This window comes from Microbacterium sp. NPDC089189, from assembly GCF_040685095.1.
Classification (GTDB): Bacteria; Actinomycetota; Actinomycetes; order Actinomycetales; family Microbacteriaceae; genus Microbacterium.
Genome location: NZ_JBFBHG010000008.1, coordinates 60,878 through 79,025, shown reverse-complemented (window position 1 = coordinate 79,025; position 18,148 = coordinate 60,878). Strand labels below are relative to the sequence as shown.

Sequence of the window (18,148 nt, the reverse complement as noted above, 5' to 3'; positions counted from 1 at the left end):
CCGAATCACACGGTCTTCGCGCCGTTGTCGTGCAGCACTAGCATGGGTAAGCCCAGCCCTCCGGAAAGGGAGCCCCCGTGAAGTTCCACGTCAACCGCGATGTGTTCAGCGAAGCCGTGTCGTTCGTCGTCAAGCTCCTGCCGCAGCGCAACCCCCAGCCGATCTTGGCCGGCGTGCTCATCGAAGCGGGGTCCGAAGGCCTGTCGCTCTCGGCTTTCGACTACGAGGCATCCGCTCGCACGACGATCGATGCCACCGTCGACGAGCCCGGCACGATCCTCGTGCACGGCCGACTGCTCTCCGACATCGCCAGCCGTCTTCCCAACGCCCCTATCCAGATCACCGTCGACGACGACGGCATCCTCCTCACCTGCGGATCGGCACGCTTCACCCTCGCCGCCATGCCGGTGCAGGAATATCCCGCCATCCCCGAGGTGAGCGGCGAGTCCGGGCTCGTTCCGGCGGATGACTTCGCCACCGCCATCGCGCAGGTCGCCTTCGCCGCGTCGCGCGACGACGTCACCCCCGTGCTCACCGGCGTGCAGCTCGAGGTGAGCGGCACTCAGCTGAGCCTGGTCGCCACCGACCGTTACCGCGTCGCCCTGCGGGAGATCCCCTGGGACGGACCGGCCGGCGCCGATGAGACGAGCACCGCGCTCGTTCCCGCTCGCACGCTGCAGGAGGTCGGTAAGACGTTCTCGCACGGCGAGAACATCTCGATCGCGTTCTCCGGCTCCGGCGACCGCGAGATCATCGCCTTCACCTCGGGCAACAAGACGGTCACGTCGCTGCTGATCAAGGGCAATTTCCCGCCGGTCCGGCGACTCTTCCCCGCGCAGACCGAGCACCACGCCGTGGTCAACACCGCGGAGCTGGCCGAGGCCGTCCGCCGCGTGTCGCTCGTGCTCGATCGATCCGCCCCGCTCCGTTTCACGTTCTCGGCCGAGGGCGTGGGCATGGAAGCATCCGGTACCGAGCAGGCACGCGCATCCGAGTCCGTCGACGCGACGCTCACCGGCGAGGAGGTGACGCTGGGTCTCAACCCGCAGTACCTCCTCGAGTCCCTCGCAGCCGTCCGCAGCGAGTTCACGCGCATCACGTTCACCTCCAGCGACAACGCGAACAAGCTGAGCCCCATCCTCGTCACGCCGCAGACCTCGGTCGAGCGTGCCGGAGAGGGCGAGTTCAAGTACCTGCTGCAGCCGAACCTGCTGCTTCGCTGACCCCTGCGGTCGGGTCGGACCCGACGAATAAGGTGATCCGGTGATCGTGGAACAGCTGAGTCTCGTCGACTTCCGCAACTACGAGCACGCCGATCTGGCGTTCGTCCCGGGCCCCAACCTGCTCGTCGGGCGCAACGGGCAGGGAAAGACGAACCTCGCCGAGGCGATCAGCTACCTCGCAACCCTCGGGTCCCACCGCGTCTCGGCCGACGCCCCGATGGTGCGTGCCGGGGCGGACGCCGCATTCGTCCGTGCGCGTCTCGGGCACGGCGAACGGCACGTGCGTCTCGAGATCCAGATCAACAAGCAGGGCTCGAACAAGGCCCGCGTGGGCGGCGCGCCGGTACGGACGGCCGAGTTGCCGCGGTACGCCCAGGTGGTGCTCTTCGCACCGGAGGATCTGCAGATCGTCCGCGGCGACCCCTCATCCCGTCGACGCTTCGCCGATCAGCTGCTCGTGCAACGGGTGCCGCGCATGGCCGGCGTCATCGCCGACTACGACCGGGTCCTCAAGCAGCGCACCGCGCTGCTGAAGTCGGCACGCGCACGCGGGCTCAAGCAGGCAGCCCTCCCCACCTTGGATGTGTGGGACGACAAGCTCGTCGCGCTCGGCACCGAGATCATCGAAGCCCGGATGAGGCTCGCGAGCGACCTGCATCCGCCGCTCGTGGCGGCGTACTCCGCGATCGCCGGCGCGGACCACTCCCCGGAGATCACGTGGGCGACCTCCGTCTCGGGCGGAGACCCCGAGGACGGCGAAGAATCCGGCACCGCGGAGGTCTCCGGAACGGCCGACGCGTTCCGTGCGGCCCTCGCCGCGAAGCGGAGCGCAGAACTCGAGCGCGGCGTGACGCTGGTCGGACCCCACCGCGACGATCTGATCCTCAAGATCCGCTCTCTCCCCGTGAAGGGCTACGCCTCCCACGGCGAGTCGTGGTCGGTGGCTCTCGCGCTGCGACTCGCGTCGGCGGAGCTGTTGCGCGCCGACTCGGCCCTGGGCGACCCGATCGTGATCCTCGACGACGTCTTCGCCGAGCTCGACGCCGACCGTCGCGCGCGGCTCGCGGTGCTGGTGGCCGATTACGAACAGGTGATCGTGACCGCGGCGGTCGAGGGCGATGTCCCGAATGCGCTTCGCGGGCGGACGGTCCGCATCGAGGCCGGACGCATCCAGGACGGCGACGATGTCTGACGAGCCCGACATCCCCGAGACGATCGCGACCTACCTGAGGTTGCGCGGACTGGAGCCCACCGGGCGCTATCGCTCGTCGCGCCGGAAGCGGCGCGACGCGGACGACGACAACGCTCCCTTCACCCCGGGGCGAGACCCCCGCGGCGTGGGCGATGTCCTGGCCCACTGGACGAAGCAGGCCGGATGGGATCCGGCCCTGGCCCGGGTGGACCTCGTGCAGCAGTGGGAGGTCGTCGCCGGCGCCGAGACCGCCCAGCACACCCGCCCCGTGGGTCTGGACGCGGGCGTCCTCACCGTGCAGTGCGACTCCACCGCGTGGGCGAAGCAGCTGCGCATGATGCGTACCGAGATCGTCACCGGCATCACTCAGCGCTTTCCCGACGCGGGAGTGCAGAACGTCCGTTTCGTGGGACCGGACGTCCCCTCATGGAAATGGGGTCCCAGAGCCGTTCCAGGGCGCGGTCCTCGTGATACCTACGGGTGAGCCACGTACGGACGTGCCCAGAATGATTCCGTCACGCCACACGGGCGTACACGCCCCGCGATCGAAGCGAACTTGATAGAATCGGATGATCCCGTCTACTGAACCGGAGCGCTCGAAAACCTATGACGTCATCCACTCCCCCCAGCGTTCCCGAAGACGACGGCAAGAACTCACCCGCACCGGTCGGAAACGACTACGGAGCCGACGCCATCCAGGTGCTCGAAGGGCTCGAGGCGGTGCGCAAGCGCCCCGGCATGTACATCGGGTCCACGGGTCCGCGCGGTCTGCACCACCTGGTCTACGAGATCGTCGACAACTCCGTCGACGAGGCGCTGGCCGGCTACTGCGACCGCATCGAGGTCACGATCCTCGCCGACGGTGCCGTCCGCGTGGTCGACAACGGCCGGGGCATCCCGGTCGACATCCACAAGACCGAGGGCAAGTCCACGGTCGAGGTCGTCCTCACCGTGCTGCACGCCGGCGGCAAGTTCGGCGGTGGCGGCTACGCCGTCTCCGGTGGTCTCCACGGTGTCGGCTCGTCGGTCGTCAACGCACTGTCCACGCGCCTCGAGGTCGAGGTCAAGCGTCAGGGATCCGTGTGGCGCCAGTCGTACCGCGGCGGCGGTGTGCCTCAGGCTCCGCTCACGCAGGGCGAGGAGAGCGCGCTGACCGGGACGACCATCACGTTCTGGCCGGACGACACGATCTTCGAGTCGGTCGAGTTCGATTACGACACGCTGCGAACGCGCTTCCAGCAGATGGCGTTCCTCAACAAGGGACTCACCATCACGGTCAAGGACGAGCGTGTCGAGCGGGCGATCGACGAGGAGGTCGACGGGCAGCTCGTGGCCGTGCAGCCGCACGACGAGTTCCTCTACGAGCGCGGTCTCGTCGACTACGTCGAGTACCTCAACCGGGTGCGCAAGGCCGAGACGGTCAACGACGACATCATCGACTTCGAGACCGAGGATACCGAGCGCAAGATCGCGCTCGAGCTGGCGATGCAGTGGACGACCTCGTACACCGAGAACGTCTTCACCTACGCGAACACGATCAACACGCACGAGGGCGGAACGCACGAAGAGGGATTCCGTGCGGCGCTCACGACGCTGGTCAACAAGTACGCCCGCGCGCAGAACATGCTCAAGGAGAAGGACGACAACCTCTCCGGCGACGACGTGCGCGAGGGACTGACCGCGGTCATCTCGGTCAAGCTGTCCGAGCCGCAGTTCGAGGGTCAGACCAAGACCAAGCTCGGCAACACCGAGGCGAAGGCGTTCGTGCAGAAGGTCGTCGGCGATCAGCTCGGCGACTGGTTCGACCGCAACCCGCAGCAGGCGAAGAACATCGTCCGCAAGGCGATCGACGCGGCGACCGCACGTCTCGCCGCGCGTAAGGCCCGAGAGACGGCACGGCGCAAGAGCGTGTTCGAGTCGGCGTCCATGCCCGACAAGCTCAAGGACTGCACGAGCAAGAACCCCGCGATCAGCGAGATCTTCCTGGTGGAGGGCGACTCGGCCGGCGGATCGGCGGTGCAGGGACGCGACCCGCACACGCAGGCGATCCTCGCTCTCCGAGGCAAGATCCTCAACGTCGAGCGGGCCCGTCTCGACCGGGCCCTCGGTAACAACGAGGTCCAGGCCATGATCCAGGCCTTCGGCACCGGGATCGGCGAGGACTTCTCGATCGAGAAGGCCCGCTACCACAAGATCGTCCTGATGGCCGATGCCGACGTCGACGGTCAGCACATCACGACGCTGCTGCTCACCCTGCTGTTCCGCTACATGCGCGGCCTGATCGAGGCGGGGTACGTGTACCTCGCGCAGCCGCCGCTGTACCGCCTGAAGTGGTCGAACTCGGCGCACGAGTACGTGTACAGCGACGCCGAACGTGACGCGCTGCTGGCCGAGGGCATCGCCGCCGGCCGCCGCATCCCGAAGGACAACGGCATCCAGCGCTACAAGGGTCTGGGCGAGATGAACGCCAAGGAACTGTGGGAGACCACGATGGATCCCTCGACCCGCACCCTGCTGCAGGTCACGATCGATGACGCGGCCGCGGCCGACGAGATCTTCTCCACGCTGATGGGCGAGGACGTCGAGTCCCGTCGCCACTTCATCCAGCGCAACGCGAAGGACGTCCGCTTCCTCGATATCTGAGAGCACCGGACCCGCCTGAGACATCGAAGAAGAGACGAATGACTGACGAAGAGCGCCCCACCGGCGAACCCGAGCACGACCACGGCCGTATCGACCAGGTCGACCTGCAGTCCGAGATGCAGCGGAGCTACCTCGACTACGCGATGAGCGTCATCGTGGGGCGCGCCCTCCCCCGCGTCGAGGACGGCCTCAAGCCCGTGCACCGTCGCGTGATCTACGGCATGTACGACGGCGGGTTCCGGCCCGACAAGTCGTTCTCCAAGTGCGCCCGTGTGGTCGGCGAGGTCATGGGTCAGTACCACCCCCATGGCGACGCTCCGATCTACGACGCCCTGGTGCGTCTCGTGCAGCCGTGGTCGCTGCGGTACCCGCTGGCGCTCGGGCAGGGCAACTTCGGCTCCCCGGGCAACCAGGGCGCGGCCGCCCCGCGGTACACCGAGACGAAGATGGCTCCGCTCGCGCTCGAGATGGTGCGCGACATCGAAGAGGAGACCGTCGACTTCCAGGACAACTACGACGGTCAGACCCAGGAGCCGGTCGTCCTGCCGGCGCGGTTCCCGAACCTGCTGGTCAACGGCTCGGTGGGTATCGCCGTCGGCATGGCCACCAACATCCCCCCGCACAACCTGCGGGAGGTGGCGGACGGCGTGCTGTGGGCGCTCGATCACCCCGAGGCCACGCACGAGGAGCTGCTCGAAGCCCTCATCCAGCGCATCAAGGGACCGGACTTCCCGACCCGCGCGCAGATCCTCGGCACCCGCGGCATCATCGAGGCGTACCGCACCGGTCGCGGCTCGATCACGATGCGCGCCGTGGTGAACATCGAGGAGATCCAGGGCCGCACGTGCCTGGTCATCACCGAACTGCCGTACCAGGTGAACCCCGACAACGTGGCGGTGAAGATCCGCGACCTCGCACGGGACGGCAAGATCACCGGCATCGCCGACATCCGCGACGAGTCGAGCGACCGCACCGGCCAGCGCCTGGTCGTCGTGCTCAAGCGCGACGCCGTCGCCAAGGTCGTGCTCAACAACCTGTACAAGCACACGCAGCTGCAGGACAACTTCGGCGCGAACATGCTTGCCATCGTCGACGGTGTGCCCCGCACGCTGTCGCTCGACGGTTTCGTCTCGCACTGGGTCACGCACCAGATCAACGTCATCGTGCGCCGCACCACCTATCGGCTCCGCAAGGCCGAAGAGCGCATGCACATCCTGCGCGGGTACCTCAAGGCGCTCGACGCGCTCGACGAGGTCATCGCTCTCATCCGGGCGTCCCCGACGGTCGACGACGCGCGCGGCGGCCTGAAGACGCTGCTCGAGATCGACGACGTGCAGGCCGACGCGATCCTCGCGATGCAGCTGCGTCGCCTGGCCGCTCTGGAGCGCCAGAAGATCATCGACGAGGCCGAGGACCTGCTCGCGCAGATCACCGACTTCCAGGACATCCTGGCCACGCCGCAGCGCCAGCGCACCATCGTGCGCGAGGAGCTGAGCGAGATCGTCGCCAAGTACGGCGACGAGCGCCGCACGCAGATCCTCTACGGATTCGACGGCGACATGTCGGTCGAGGACCTCATCCCCGAAGAAGAGATGGTGCTCACCATCACCCGGGCGGGGTACATCAAGCGCACCCGCAGCGACAACTACCGTTCGCAGCACCGCGGCGGGAAGGGCGTCAAGGGCGCTCAGCTGCGCGCGGACGACGTCGTCGAGCACTTCTTCGTGACAACCACCCATCACTGGCTCCTGTTCTTCACCACCAAGGGCCGGGTCTACCGGGCCAAGGCGTACGAGGTGCCCGAGGCCGGCCGGGACGCCAAGGGACAGCACGTCGCGAACCTGCTCGCTCTGCAGCCGGGTGAGGAGATCGCGCAGATCCTCGACATCCGCGACTACGCGGTCGCCACCTACCTGGTGCTCGCCACGCGCAGCGGTCTGGTCAAGAAGACGCGTCTCACCGAGTACGACACCAACCGTCAGGGCGGCGTCATCGCCATCAAGCTCCGCGAGGACGACGAGCTCGTCAGCGCGCTGCTGGTCGACGAGACCGACGACATCCTGCTGGTGAGTCGTCACGGCATGTCGCTGCGCTTCACCGCCACCGACTCGTCGCTGCGTCCGATGGGCCGATCGACCGAGGGCGTGAAGGGCATGTCGTTCCGCGGCGTCGACAGCCTGCTGTCGGCATCCGTCGCGTCGGTCGACGGCGATGTGTTCGTCGTGACCGAGGGCGGGTACGCGAAGCGCACGGATGTGGACCAGTACCGCGTGCAGAGCCGCGGCGGTCTGGGCATCAAGGTCGCCAAACTCAACGACGATCGCGGGGTGCTCGCGGGCGCTCTGATCGTCGGTGACGACGACGAGGTCCTGGTGGTTCTTGCCAGCGGCAAGGTGGTACGCTCTGCCGTGGCCGAGGTGCCCGCCAAGGGTCGCGACACCATGGGTGTCGTGTTCGCCCGGCCCGACGACGACGACCGCATCATTGCGATCGCCCGCAACTCGGAGCGGCGCTTGGCAGAGGAATCCGAGGAAGCCCCCGACGCCACGGATGCGTCCGCCCCCGCCCCCGAGGAGAGTACTGAGGCATGAGCACGGTAGCCGACAAGCTCGCCAAGAAGTCGAGCAGCAAGACCAGCGCGAAGCAGGTCCGCCTGCGTCTCGTCTACGTGGACTTCTGGTCCGCCGTGAAGCTGTCGTTCCTGGCAGCGGTGGCGCTGGCCATCGTCACGGTGGTCTCGTTCTTCCTGGTCTACATGGTCGTGCAGACGACGGGACTCATCGGTCAGGCCGACGAGTTCTTCGCGTCGTTCTCGGACGGCTCGCTCTCGCTCAGCCAGTTCATCGGGCTCCCGCAGGTCATGGCCTTCGCGGCCGTCGTAGCGATCCTCAACCTCATCGTCGTCACCGTCCTGGGTGCCGTCGTGGCCGGGATCTACAACCTCGCGGTCAAGGTGACCGGCGGCCTGCTGGTCGGGTTCACCTCCAACTGACGGCGATTCGTGAAATCTCTCCGAGTCCGGTAAAGTCTTGGAGGTTGGCGGCGCAAGCAGCCGACAAAATCGGGGCTATAGCTCAGTTGGTTAGAGCGCTTCACTGATAATGAAGAGGTCCCAGGTTCAAATCCTGGTAGCCCCACCATCAGCCCCGGGGCCTTAGCTCAGTTGGTAGAGCGCCTGCTTTGCAAGCAGGATGTCAGGAGTTCGAATCTCCTAGGCTCCACAAATGTGAAGAGGACCGACCCGTCAGGGTCGGTCCTCTTCTTTTCCCGCAGGCGCCCGATCAGGGCGTAGGCAGGTCCGCCAGGAACGCCGTGGTGTCGTGCGTGATCCGCTCGGCGAGCGTGTGATGCAGATAGTGGTCGCCCTCGAGGGTCACGACCTCGCCGTGCACGACGCTCGCCGCCTGCGCCTCGTGCAGGGCGACCCACCCCTCGACGTCCGTGTCGTTCGACCGGACGAACAAGAGCACCGGCAGCTCGGCGGGGAACGATCGCCCGCTGACCGAGGCGAAGTTCTCGCCCGCGCGATCCATCTCGTCGACCATGGTCGACGCCGTGGTGTTGCGCGTCGTCAGCAGCGACATCTGGCGCACGGTGCCCGGGTCGTAGTCCAGCCCGTCGTACGGGTCCTCCGCCAGCGCACCCAGCGCCCGCGTGATGCCGAGGTTCGCGAGGACCACCATCAGCTCGGTCGGGATCGGGTCCCCCGCCCCGGGCTGATCGGGCACGCTGCTGTCGATGCCGACGAACGCGATGAGCTCGTCGGCGTAGGCCTCGCTGTACGCCAGCGCATAGATCCCGGCGATCGAGTGGCCCATCAGCACGAAGCGATCCACATCCAGGAATCGCAGCGCCTCGTGCAGCTCACGGACGATGTTGGCCGCAGTGCGCGCGGTCGCGGTCTGATCGCTCAGCCCGGTGCCGAACGGTTCGAGGGCAATCACCCGATGGGTGCGGCTCAGGTCGTCGATGAGCGGGCCGAAGTCGAGCCCCGGCGCCGCCGTTCCGAGCCCCGGCAGGAGAACGATGGTCTCGGCGCCATCCCCGGCCTCGACGACGTTCATCCTCTTCCCGTCGACGGGGATGAGGCGTCCGTACGGCTCGATGTCGGAGGCCTCGACGTGGGTCGCGACGGCGTTCGCCACCGTCGAGGTCGCGACGAGGAGCGCAGGGATCGCGAGGATCACTCCGACGGTCACCAGCGCGCGCTTCAGGGGTCGTTTCATGATGCTTCTCTTCTCGGATGGATGCGCACGACACAGACGTGTGCATCCATCCAGCGAAGCAAAGCGCGCCGGGTGTGAGGAGTGTCGCGCTGTCACCGGTGCGGGTGACAGATGTCAGGAGACCGGTGACAGCGCGACGCGGGAGTCAGCGGTCGTCGTCGAGCGACTCGATGACGATCTCTCTCGCCACCCGTCGCATACCCATGCCGCGGCTGCGGTTGTCGTCGCGACTCGCGGCACCGCTCATCGGACCGGCGGTCATCATGCGGGATCCGCCGGCATTGCTCGCGGCGGCGGCCGTGGTGGCGGCGGCCGCGCCCGCGGCGCCCGCCCCCGTGCCCGTGATGCCCGCCGTGCCGCCGTGACCACCGGTCGATCCGCTGGATCCGGCGTCGTAGGCCGAGAAGCCGCCTCCGCTTCCGATACCGATACCGCCCCCGCCTCCGATGCCACCCATCGACACGGAGCCCGCGAGGGCACCGTCGGCGGTGAGTGTCGGCGTGACCGTCGCGGGGATGTCGACGAGCTCAGTGCGCTCGAACGACCACGCGTTCGCTTCGCGCCCGGCGTCCGCCAGGTTGCTCGAGCCGGTGCTGCCCACCCGGACGGCTTCGGACGCATCCACGACACTGCCCGCATTGACGGTGATGGCCTGCGCCCCACCGCCGAGCAGCGTCGAGCTGAGGGTGGCCGTGCTGCTGAAGAGCGACTTCATCTGCTGCACGAGCCCGACGAGCGACTTGACCGACTTCAGCACCTGCGTGAGCGGCCGCACGACCTGGTTGACGACCTGGTTGACCTTGGTGACGACGCGGGCGATCGCGTAGCCCATGCCGAGTCCCATGGATGCCGCGACGACGGCCATCGCCTCGATGGCGACCGAGATGACCTGCGAGATCCCCTTCTTGACGACGCTCTGCATCCTGCCGACGAGGGAGGAGGCGCTCATCAGACCGCCGGCCGCGGCATCGGCCCAGTCGCCGGATGCCGAGAGGTGCTGCGCGGTGTCGTGGGCGAAGCGCACGTAGGTGCGTACCGTGTCGCCCTCGAGGCCGTCCAGGTCGCTCAGACGCGCAGCCAGGGTGTTCCCTGTCTCGCGCAGAGCCCCGCCCGCGCTGCTCCACTTCTGTGCCACCGATGCGACATTCGACTCGCTGCCGGCCAGCTGCTCCAGCCAGGTGCTGAGCGGCTTGATGTAGTTCATGACCCAGCCCAGACCCGCGCTCACGATCGTACCGATCGGATCGGCGAGAGCGGCGCCGGCGTTGCCGAGCGTGTCGAGGAACGCGATGCCGCCGTCGAGCCAGTTGCCCTCCCGCACCGCGTGCGACAGAGACTGGCCGGACGCGATCAGCTGCGAGCCCGAGTAGGGAGAGGCGAACGACGAACCGGATGCGGCGAGAACAGCAGGAGTGGTCATCACAGGCCCATCGCCGTCTCGAGGTTGCGCAGGGTGTTGATCGTGTCGTCCTCGTACTGCTCCCACTGGTCTGCCGTCTGACGCAGCTCGCCGGCGGTGCGCATGAGCAGCGACTGGTCGGCGCCGAACAGGCCGGTGGCCGCGGCGGACATCGCCATGCTCGGCGGCACCAGGAACGCGCAGAGGAGGCCGAACGCGTTGGAGGCGAGATCACCGCCCCGCAGGGTCGAGATGACGCTCGTCACGTCATCGGCCAGGGAGGTGACCAGAGCGGCGTGCTGCCGCAGGCGGTCGAGGTCTACCGAGATGTCCTGGGTCATGCGGGTGTCCTTCGGGGTCAGCGTGCGTCGGGGGTTCGCAGTTGTTCGAGGATGGGGTCGGTGGGACCGAGGAGCTCGGTCACGGCGTCGAGTGTCGCGGTCTGCGCGTCCTTCTCCGCGGCCACGATGACCGCGATGATGTCGGAGGCGAGTCGTTGGGCGCCCCGCGCGAGTGCCGTCTCGCCGAGACGGAGGCTCTGCACGCGGCCTTGACCGTCGACCTGGACGTACACGTCTCGGGCGGGCGAGGACGCCGAGCCGCGGACGGCGGCGATCGCCGCCTCGAACGCGGGCATCTGCGCAGCGCGCTCATTGCTGCGGCGGACGTCTTCTTCGATCTGGGCGAGCGACTCATCGGGATCCAGGGACACGCGGTCACGGTAGCGAAGCCGCGAAATCGGCGTCGTGAGTTATCCACAGCGCTACAGTTCCGGAATGGACCTGCGCGTCGCCGCCTACGCGGTCATCACCGATGACGCCGGACGACTGCTGCTCGCGCACTGGAACGCGAAAAGTCGCGGCGGATGGACTCTGCCCGGCGGTGGGTTGGAGCCGGGCGAGGATCCCGAGTCCGCCGCACGACGGGAGGTCACCGAGGAGACCGGGTACGAGGTGCAGCTGGAGGGTTTACTCGGAATTAACTCGCGGGTCATCCCCGCCGCGCGTCGGCTCAGCGACATCGACGCTCCCCTGCACACGCTCCGCATCGTCTACCGGGCGCGCATCGTCGGCGGGCGGCTGCGCCACGAGGTGGGCGGGACGACCGATCGCGCCGCGTGGTTCGCCGCCGACGAGCTCGCCCACATCCACAGGGTGAAGCTCGTGGACGTCGGGATGCGGATGGCGGGGCTGCTCCCCTAGTCTCCGGCGGGTTTGGTGATGTCGCCGACGGTGGCCGACAGGGCCTCCAGCAGGGCGTCGGCGTCGACGAACATGCTGAATCCGTGGGCACCGGCGCCCATCGCGATGCGCTGACCGCGGATCGACTCGTCGGCGAAGACGGGCCACGCGGTCGTGCTTCCGAGGGGAACGATCGTCCCCCGCTCGTAGCCGGTGGCCGCCAGAGCGCGGTCGGGGTCGGGGAGCTGCAGCTTGTTCACGCCGACGAGAGCGCGCAGCTTCGGCCAGGAGATGACCCGGTCGCCGGGCACGAGGGCGAACAGGTACTCATCACCGCTGCGTTTGACCACGAGCGTCTTGACGATGTCCTGCGGCTCGATGCCGAGCAGCGCCGCGGCCTCGTCGAGGCTCCGCGCCGCGGGACGCTCGCGGAATTCGACGGAAAGACCGAGGGCGGATGCGGCACGCCGCACCCGCCCCGTCGGTTCTTCACTCACGCGTCGGGCGCGCGCAGCGGGTCGTCCGCAACCCAGAGCTCGTCGTCGGCGCGCAGCGTCTGCCACGCGGCGTACAGGACGCCGGCCGCAGCCGCGACACCGAGGATCAGGGCGATGACGCCGCCGGCGCCGATGCCCTTCTTCTGCGGCTCCGCGAAGGCCAGCTTCTGCGAGATCTTCTTCGTGGCCTTCTTGCCGTACTTGGCGGCCTTCTTCTGGTACACCGAGGCGTCGAGGTCGATGCCACGGCCCGAGGCGATGCGACCGCGAGTGTCGTTCGCCGCGTCCCAGACCGAGAGTGCGCCACCGACGAGCGCGCCCGCCGTGGGAACGACCTTGTCGCTCAGCACGTGCTTCGACAGCTTGACGCCGCGATCCACGTACGGCGCGGCATACCGCTCGTATCCTGTCTGGACCGCGGGCACGACGTGCTCGCGGTTGTAGTGGCCGAGCTGGCGGCCGGCTTCGCGTGCGATACTCGCCGCTTCGCCGACGATGACCTGCTGCGATTCCCACACCTTGTTGGCGTGGTTCTGGAGCTTCCGGAGCTCCTTCTTCCGCTTGCGGCTGAGGCTCATGCGAGATCCCCCTATCCGTGGGTTGTCGTGTGCTCATCTTGCCAGACGACGCGCCCCGATACGGCGGGGCTTGCAGCGAACTCTGAGACAATATATCCATGGCTCAGCACACCGCCGTCGCGACTGTTCACACCAACCACGGCGACATCGTCGTCAACCTGTTCGGGGATCACGCCCCGCGCACCGTCCAGAACTTCGTCGGGCTCTCCGACGGCACCGGTTCCTGGACCGATCCCGCCACCGGGGCTCCCGGTGAAGGACCCCTCTACAAGGGTGTCATCTTCCACCGCATCATCCCCGGCTTCATGATCCAGGGCGGCGACCCGCTCGGTCAGGGCGTGGGCGGTCCCGGTTACACCTTCAACGACGAGATCCACCCGGAGCTCGCCTTCGACAAGCCGTACATCCTCGCCATGGCCAACGCCGGCTCGCGCCGCAACGCCATCACCGGCGCGGTCGAGGGCACCAACGGCTCGCAGTTCTTCATCACGACCGACCCCACCCCCTGGCTGCAGGGCAAGCACACCATCTTCGGCGAGGTCGCCGATGACGCCTCGCGCGCCGTCGTCGACGCGATCGGCAAGGTTCCGACCGCCGCCGGCGACCGTCCGATCGAGCCGGTCGTCATCGAGTCGATCGACATCGCACAGGCCTGATCGCTCCGCATCCGTGACGAACGACGCGTTCGCGGGCAACCGCGACAACTTCTGCTACCGACACCCCGACCGGCAGAGCTTCGTGCTCTGCCAGCGGTGCCTGCGCACCATCTGTCCCGAGTGTCAGACGCAGGCAGCGGTGGGCGTCGTGTGTCCGGAATGCATGGCCGAGCAGCGGAAGTCGCAGACTCCCGCGCAGAAGAAGGCGCAGCGCCGCTGGCGGTCGGGGACTCCGGTCGTCGCCGTCAGCGGCGGTCGCCCGACCGTGACGTACACGATCATCGCCATCTGCGCCGCGGTGTACGTGCTCTCGCTGGGGCTCCCCGCCATTCAGGGATGGTTGGGATTCTCGGCCGGCTACCTTTATCCCCAGCTGACCGGTGCGTTCGAGCCCTGGCGTCTGCTGACGGGCACGCTCGTGCACTCGTCGTTGTGGCACGTCGGGCTCAACATGCTCGCGCTCTGGATGCTGGGGCGCGGACTCGAGCCGCTCCTCGGTCATATGCGCTTCCTCGCGCTCTACCTGATCGGCGCCCTGGGCGGTTCGGTGGCGGTGGCGCTGCTGGCACCCAACAGTTTCGTGGTGGGAGCATCCGGCGCGATCTTCGGCCTGTTCGGCGCCCTGGTGGTGATCGGGCGCCACATCGGCGCCGAGATCACGGGCATCCTCATCATCCTGGCGATCAACTTCGCCATCGGGTTCCTGCCGGGAATGACCATCTCGTGGCAGGCGCACCTGGGTGGTCTCGTCGCGGGCGCCGTGGCGGGGCTCATCTTCGCGCGCACGCGCAGGCCGCAGCAGCGGCGACTGCAGATCGGCATGCTCAGCGGGTGGAGCGTGGTGCTTCTGCTGTTGCTGCTCGTGCCGCCGGTGCTCTACGGCTGAGAGTTATCCACAGGTTCATCCACAGATGGGGATGAATCACACCGGTGTCATTCGACGCTCGAGGCGTCAGCGCCACCGTGTGGTCATGAGGAATCCCACGAAGGCGATCCCGAACCCGATGACCAGGTTCCAGGCGTCGATGCCCGGGATCGGGAACTGCATGCCGCTGAGGTAGAACACGAGAACCCAGACGAGTCCCACCAGCATCAGCCCCAGCATGATGGGCTTGAACCAGACGGGGTTCGGTGCGGGCTCACCGGCCTGTGCGGGCGTGAGGTCCTCGTCGTTCTCCGAGCGTGCCATGCTCACATCCTACCCGTCGGGGTAATCGGAACCTGCGCCCGTTAGAATCCCGATGTGACCGACTCTCCGACCGCCGTGACGACGCGTCGTGACAACCGATCGCGTCGCCGGCGTCCGCGTCGGCGCGTCAGCGTCATCGGGGTGATCGGCGAGCTGCTCATCACGGTCGGCGTCGTCGCCCTGCTCTACGTCGCGTGGCAGATGTGGATCGGCGACCTGATCTTCGAGCAGGAGCGCTTCTCCGAGGCCAGCGAGATCTCCCAGCAATGGCAGGAGGAGTACGAGGCGCAGCAGGATGCCGAGCCCACTCCCGATCCCACCCAGCAGCCGGCCGTCGTCGAACCGGTCGTGCGGCCCGAAGCCGCCGATGCCGAGGTCTTCGGCAACATGTACGTGCCCCGTTGGGGCGCCGAGTACAAGGTGCCGATCGCGGGCGGTGTCACTCGAGCCCGCACCCTCGACCCCATCGGGATCGGCCACTACCCCGGCACGCCGATGCCGGGCGGCATCGGCAACGTGGCTCTCGCCGCCCACCGCACCACGTTCGGAAAGCCGTTCAACCGGATGGCGGACCTGCGACTGGGCGACGCGGTCGTGATCGAGACGCAGGACGGCTGGTACACCTACCGCTTCCGCACCCTCGAGTACGTGCAGCCGGACGAGACCGAGGTGCTGTTGCCCGTGCCGCAGAACGAGATGCTCCAGGCCAACGGTCGCTACCTCACGCTCACGAGCTGCAGCCCGATGTACTCGCTGGCCGAGCGCATCGTGGGCTACAACGTGTTCGAATCCTTCACGCCGCGATCCGATGGACCGCCGGCGTCGCTCACCGAGGCGGTCGTCTGATGTACGGAGCACTCTGGCGGATCCTGCCCGGCCCCTGGTGGGTGCGGCTCTTCGTTCTGCTCGTCCTGATCGCGGCGATCCTGTACGGGCTGTTCTTCTACGTGTTCCCGTGGGTGAGCCCGCTCATCAACCCGCAAGAGGTCACCGTCGAGTGACCGGCGGTGCCGCGTCGCCGCGGATCCTCGTCGTCGACAACCACGACAGCTTCGTGCACACGCTCGTGGGCTACGTCGCCGAGCTCGGCGGCGATCCGGTGCTCCGCGAGGCCGACACGCTGAGCGCCGCCACGGCCGAGGAGGCGATCGCGGGATACGACGGCGTCATGGTCTCGCCCGGACCCGGCACGCCGGAGGACGCGGGGGGATCGATCGACGTCATCCTGGCGGCGGCACGCACGCGCACCCCGCTGCTCGGCGTGTGCCTCGGGCACCAGGCGCTCGCGGTGGCCTTCGGCGGCCGGGTCTCCCGTGCACCCGAGTTGATGCACGGCATGACCTCGGAGGTGCACCACGACGGCACCGGCATCTTCGCTCGTCTGCCCTCGCCGTTCACGGCCACCCGCTACCACTCGCTCACCGTGGAACCCGCGAGCGTTCCCGCCGAGCTCCGTGCCGTGGCCCGCACCGCCGACGGCACGGTGATGGCGCTCGCGCATCCCGACCTTCCCCTCGTCGGGGTGCAGTTCCATCCCGAGAGCGTGCTCACCGAGCACGGCTATCTGCTGCTGGGCTCGTGGCTCGAGACGCTGGGATACCCGGATGCGGCGACGCGGGCCTCGGCCCTCACCCCGCACCGGGGCGGGAATCACCCCGCGCAGTAGGTGAGGGTGATCTCCGACCGGATGGGCACCTCGCCCGGGGCGAGCGACATGACCCGCACGGTGGGCGGCGTGCTGGCGGCGCAGCCCGGGTCGGGAGCGCTCAGCACCGTCAGTCCGAGGCCCTCGAGGTCGCGGGTGGCGGCGTCGAGGGTGTAGCCCGTCACGTCGTTGAGCACGACGCGGCCGCTGGCCACGCGCAGGTTGATCGTCGTTCCGACCGGGAGTTCGGTGTCGGCGGCGATCTCGCCGTCGACGGTGCTGGCCGAGAGCACCGTTCCGCCCGCTGTTCCCGGGTCGTTGACCGGGGTCACCGTGCCGACGGACAGGCCGGCCGCCTCGAGCGCGGCGCGGACATCCGGCTCGGCGACGCCGACGACGACGGGCATGGCCACGGTCTGCTTGCCGGTCGACACGTAGACGGTGATGGCCTGACCCTGCGCGACGGAGGTGCCGGCGCCGGGATCGGTGCGCACCACATCCCCGGCGGGGACGGTGTCGTCGGCGACGGGGCGCCGGTCGGCGAGCAGATCGTTCTGCTCGAGCACGTCGATCGCCTGCTCGTAGCTCATCGTCGTGACGTCGGGCACGATACGGGCCGAGTCGGGCAGGTTCTCGGACGGCTTGATCGTCAGCACCCAGAACAGCACCGACACCAGGAGCACCGCCAGGATCGCCACTCCCGACCAGATCCACGCGACCGGGGGCCCGGCCTGGGTGCGACGCATTGTGGTGTCGGTGGAGAGCTGCCGCAGCGAGCGGGCCGTCTCCGCGGCCTGGCGCGGGTTGGCTCCGTACAGCTCGCTCGTGAGGGCACCGAGCTGGCGCTTGGAGGGCACCTTGCCGGTGAGGCTGTCGTCGAGGGTCGCGCGGAACGAGGCCGAATCCTGGAACCGCTGGTACGGGTCCTTGGCGAGGGCGCGCATCACCACCGCGTCGAGCGCACGCGGCAGGTCGTCGACGAGCTCGGTGGGCGGGACGGGCGTCTCGCTGACGTGCTGGTAGGCCACCGCGACGGGGGTCTCGCCGCGGAAGGGCGGGCGGCCCGTGAGCATCTCGTAGAGCACCACGCCCGTGGAGTAGAGGTCGGCGCGGGCGTCGACGGGCTCTCCCTTGGCCTGCTCGGGTGAGAAGTAGGCGGCGGTCCCCAGGATGGCGGTGGTCTCGGCCACGGTGGACGACGAGTCCGACACCGCGCGGGCGATGCCGAAGTCCATCACCTTGATGCGGCCGGACTCGGTGACCATGACGTTGCCGGGCTTGATGTCGCGGTGCACCACGCCGGCGCGGTGGGAGTACTCGAGCGCTTCCAGGATGCCGTCGGCGTAGCGCACGGCGTCTTCGGGAGAGACGGGGCCCTCGGCGATGACGTCCTTCAGCAGCTCACCGTGCACGAGCTCCATGACGATGAAGGGCACGGGGTGGGCGACACCGTCGGGTGTCGTCTCGGCATCCTCGCCGGCGTCGAAGACGCGCACGATCGCGGGGTGCGCCATACGGGAGGCGGCCTGCGCCTCGAGGCGGAAGCGCGTGCGGAACGCGGCGTCGTCGGCCAGGTCGCGTCGCAGCACCTTGAGGGCGACCTCACGACTGAGGGTCAGGTCGTAGCCGCGGTAGACACTGGCCATGCCTCCACGCCCGATGAGCTCGTCGACGCGGTAGCGGCCTGCGAGCACACGAGGATCATCTGTCACGGCGACT

At 68.2% G+C, this 18,148-nt stretch carries 20 protein-coding genes and 2 tRNA genes; 14 read left to right on the top strand and 8 right to left on the bottom strand.

Going from position 1 to position 18,148, the window contains the following annotated elements; genetic code table 11:
* Window positions 1-77 precede the first annotated feature (77 nt).
* The 8 genes from dnaN (at window position 78) to AB0N73_RS06465 (ending at window position 8,279) form a co-directional block, all read left to right on the top strand.
* Complete coding sequence (gene dnaN, locus AB0N73_RS06500; protein WP_363561582.1) at window positions 78-1,223, top strand: DNA polymerase III subunit beta; 1,146 nt, start codon at window positions 78-80, stop codon at window positions 1,221-1,223.
* 40 nt (window positions 1,224-1,263) lie between these two features.
* Window positions 1,264-2,415: a DNA replication/repair protein RecF gene (gene recF / locus AB0N73_RS06495; RefSeq protein ID WP_363561580.1), complete on the top strand. Its 1,152-nt coding sequence runs from the start codon at window positions 1,264-1,266 to the stop codon at window positions 2,413-2,415.
* Window positions 2,408-2,899 (top strand): DciA family protein, encoded by a 492-nt coding sequence (locus AB0N73_RS06490; RefSeq protein WP_363561578.1) that lies wholly within the window; start codon window positions 2,408-2,410, stop codon window positions 2,897-2,899. The genes recF and AB0N73_RS06490 overlap by 8 nt, the downstream gene beginning before the upstream one ends.
* Window positions 2,900-3,021: 122 nt before the next feature.
* Window positions 3,022-5,058 carry a DNA topoisomerase (ATP-hydrolyzing) subunit B gene (gene gyrB / locus AB0N73_RS06485; RefSeq protein WP_363561576.1) on the top strand — a complete coding sequence of 679 codons (2,037 nt, stop codon included), beginning with the start codon at window positions 3,022-3,024 and terminating at the stop codon, window positions 5,056-5,058.
* A gap of 38 nt (window positions 5,059-5,096) precedes the next feature.
* The gene (gyrA, locus tag AB0N73_RS06480; protein WP_363561574.1) at window positions 5,097-7,649 is read left to right on the top strand and encodes a DNA gyrase subunit A; all 2,553 of its coding nucleotides are present in this window, start codon (window positions 5,097-5,099) and stop codon (window positions 7,647-7,649) included.
* Window positions 7,646-8,050: a DUF3566 domain-containing protein gene (locus AB0N73_RS06475; RefSeq protein ID WP_363561572.1), complete on the top strand. Its 405-nt coding sequence runs from the start codon at window positions 7,646-7,648 to the stop codon at window positions 8,048-8,050. The genes gyrA and AB0N73_RS06475 overlap by 4 nt, the downstream gene beginning before the upstream one ends.
* Window positions 8,051-8,121: 71 nt before the next feature.
* Window positions 8,122-8,198, top strand: a tRNA-Ile gene (locus AB0N73_RS06470).
* Between the two features lie 8 nt (window positions 8,199-8,206).
* A tRNA-Ala gene (locus AB0N73_RS06465) sits at window positions 8,207-8,279 on the top strand.
* Window positions 8,280-8,339: 60 nt separating this feature from the next.
* Here the strand turns inward: AB0N73_RS06465 and AB0N73_RS06460 are convergent.
* The 4 genes from AB0N73_RS06460 to AB0N73_RS06445 form a co-directional block, all read right to left on the bottom strand.
* Window positions 8,340-9,284, bottom strand: a complete 945-nt coding sequence (locus AB0N73_RS06460; RefSeq protein WP_363561570.1) for an alpha/beta hydrolase — start codon at window positions 9,282-9,284, stop codon at window positions 8,340-8,342.
* 145 nt (window positions 9,285-9,429) lie between these two features.
* Window positions 9,430-10,704 (bottom strand): hypothetical protein, encoded by a 1,275-nt coding sequence (locus AB0N73_RS06455; RefSeq protein ID WP_363561568.1) that lies wholly within the window; start codon window positions 10,702-10,704, stop codon window positions 9,430-9,432.
* Complete coding sequence (locus AB0N73_RS06450; RefSeq protein ID WP_363561566.1) at window positions 10,704-11,024, bottom strand: type VII secretion target; 321 nt, start codon at window positions 11,022-11,024, stop codon at window positions 10,704-10,706. Before AB0N73_RS06450 ends, AB0N73_RS06455 begins: the two co-directional genes overlap by 1 nt.
* Window positions 11,025-11,041: 17 nt before the next feature.
* Window positions 11,042-11,395 (bottom strand): YbaB/EbfC family nucleoid-associated protein, encoded by a 354-nt coding sequence (locus AB0N73_RS06445; protein ID WP_363561564.1) that lies wholly within the window; start codon window positions 11,393-11,395, stop codon window positions 11,042-11,044.
* Window positions 11,396-11,459: 64 nt separating this feature from the next.
* Between AB0N73_RS06445 and AB0N73_RS06440 the strand changes: the two genes are divergently transcribed.
* On the top strand, window positions 11,460-11,885 hold the full coding sequence (locus tag AB0N73_RS06440; protein ID WP_363561562.1) for an NUDIX hydrolase: 426 nt from the start codon (window positions 11,460-11,462) through the stop codon (window positions 11,883-11,885).
* Here AB0N73_RS06440 and AB0N73_RS06435 read toward each other — a convergent pair.
* Window positions 11,882-12,361, bottom strand: a complete 480-nt coding sequence (locus AB0N73_RS06435; RefSeq protein ID WP_363561560.1) for a YbaK/EbsC family protein — start codon at window positions 12,359-12,361, stop codon at window positions 11,882-11,884. The genes AB0N73_RS06440 and AB0N73_RS06435 overlap by 4 nt on opposite strands.
* Window positions 12,358-12,939: a DNA helicase gene (locus AB0N73_RS06430; RefSeq protein WP_363561558.1), complete on the bottom strand. Its 582-nt coding sequence runs from the start codon at window positions 12,937-12,939 to the stop codon at window positions 12,358-12,360. Before AB0N73_RS06430 ends, AB0N73_RS06435 begins: the two co-directional genes overlap by 4 nt.
* A 98-nt stretch (window positions 12,940-13,037) precedes the next feature.
* Here AB0N73_RS06430 and AB0N73_RS06425 point away from each other — a divergent pair, with 98 nt between their 5' ends.
* Window positions 13,038-13,595: a peptidylprolyl isomerase gene (locus AB0N73_RS06425; RefSeq protein WP_363561556.1), complete on the top strand. Its 558-nt coding sequence runs from the start codon at window positions 13,038-13,040 to the stop codon at window positions 13,593-13,595.
* A 13-nt stretch (window positions 13,596-13,608) separates the two neighbouring features.
* Window positions 13,609-14,481: a rhomboid family intramembrane serine protease gene (locus AB0N73_RS06420; RefSeq protein WP_363561554.1), complete on the top strand. Its 873-nt coding sequence runs from the start codon at window positions 13,609-13,611 to the stop codon at window positions 14,479-14,481.
* Window positions 14,482-14,547: 66 nt separating this feature from the next.
* Here the strand turns inward: AB0N73_RS06420 and AB0N73_RS06415 are convergent, their stop codons facing one another.
* A complete protein-coding gene (locus AB0N73_RS06415; RefSeq protein WP_363561552.1) occupies window positions 14,548-14,784 on the bottom strand; it encodes a cell division protein CrgA in 237 nt (78 codons plus the stop codon).
* Between the two features lie 54 nt (window positions 14,785-14,838).
* On the opposite strand from AB0N73_RS06415, the gene AB0N73_RS06410 reads away from it, so the two are divergent.
* Genes AB0N73_RS06410 through AB0N73_RS06400 form a run of 3 tightly spaced genes read left to right on the top strand, consistent with a single transcriptional unit; the run spans window position 14,839 to window position 16,450 of the window.
* Window positions 14,839-15,630: a class E sortase gene (locus tag AB0N73_RS06410; RefSeq protein ID WP_363561550.1), complete on the top strand. Its 792-nt coding sequence runs from the start codon at window positions 14,839-14,841 to the stop codon at window positions 15,628-15,630.
* Window positions 15,630-15,785 (top strand): hypothetical protein, encoded by a 156-nt coding sequence (locus AB0N73_RS06405; RefSeq protein ID WP_363561548.1) that lies wholly within the window; start codon window positions 15,630-15,632, stop codon window positions 15,783-15,785. The genes AB0N73_RS06410 and AB0N73_RS06405 overlap by 1 nt, the downstream gene beginning before the upstream one ends.
* The gene (locus AB0N73_RS06400) at window positions 15,782-16,450 is read left to right on the top strand and encodes a gamma-glutamyl-gamma-aminobutyrate hydrolase family protein (RefSeq protein ID WP_363561546.1); all 669 of its coding nucleotides are present in this window, start codon (window positions 15,782-15,784) and stop codon (window positions 16,448-16,450) included. The genes AB0N73_RS06405 and AB0N73_RS06400 overlap by 4 nt, the downstream gene beginning before the upstream one ends.
* Here the strand turns inward: AB0N73_RS06400 and pknB are convergent.
* Window positions 16,435-18,141, bottom strand: coding sequence for a Stk1 family PASTA domain-containing Ser/Thr kinase (gene pknB / locus AB0N73_RS06395; protein WP_363561544.1), 1,707 nt, complete (start codon window positions 18,139-18,141; stop codon window positions 16,435-16,437). The genes AB0N73_RS06400 and pknB overlap by 16 nt on opposite strands.
* Window positions 18,142-18,148 lie beyond the last annotated feature (7 nt).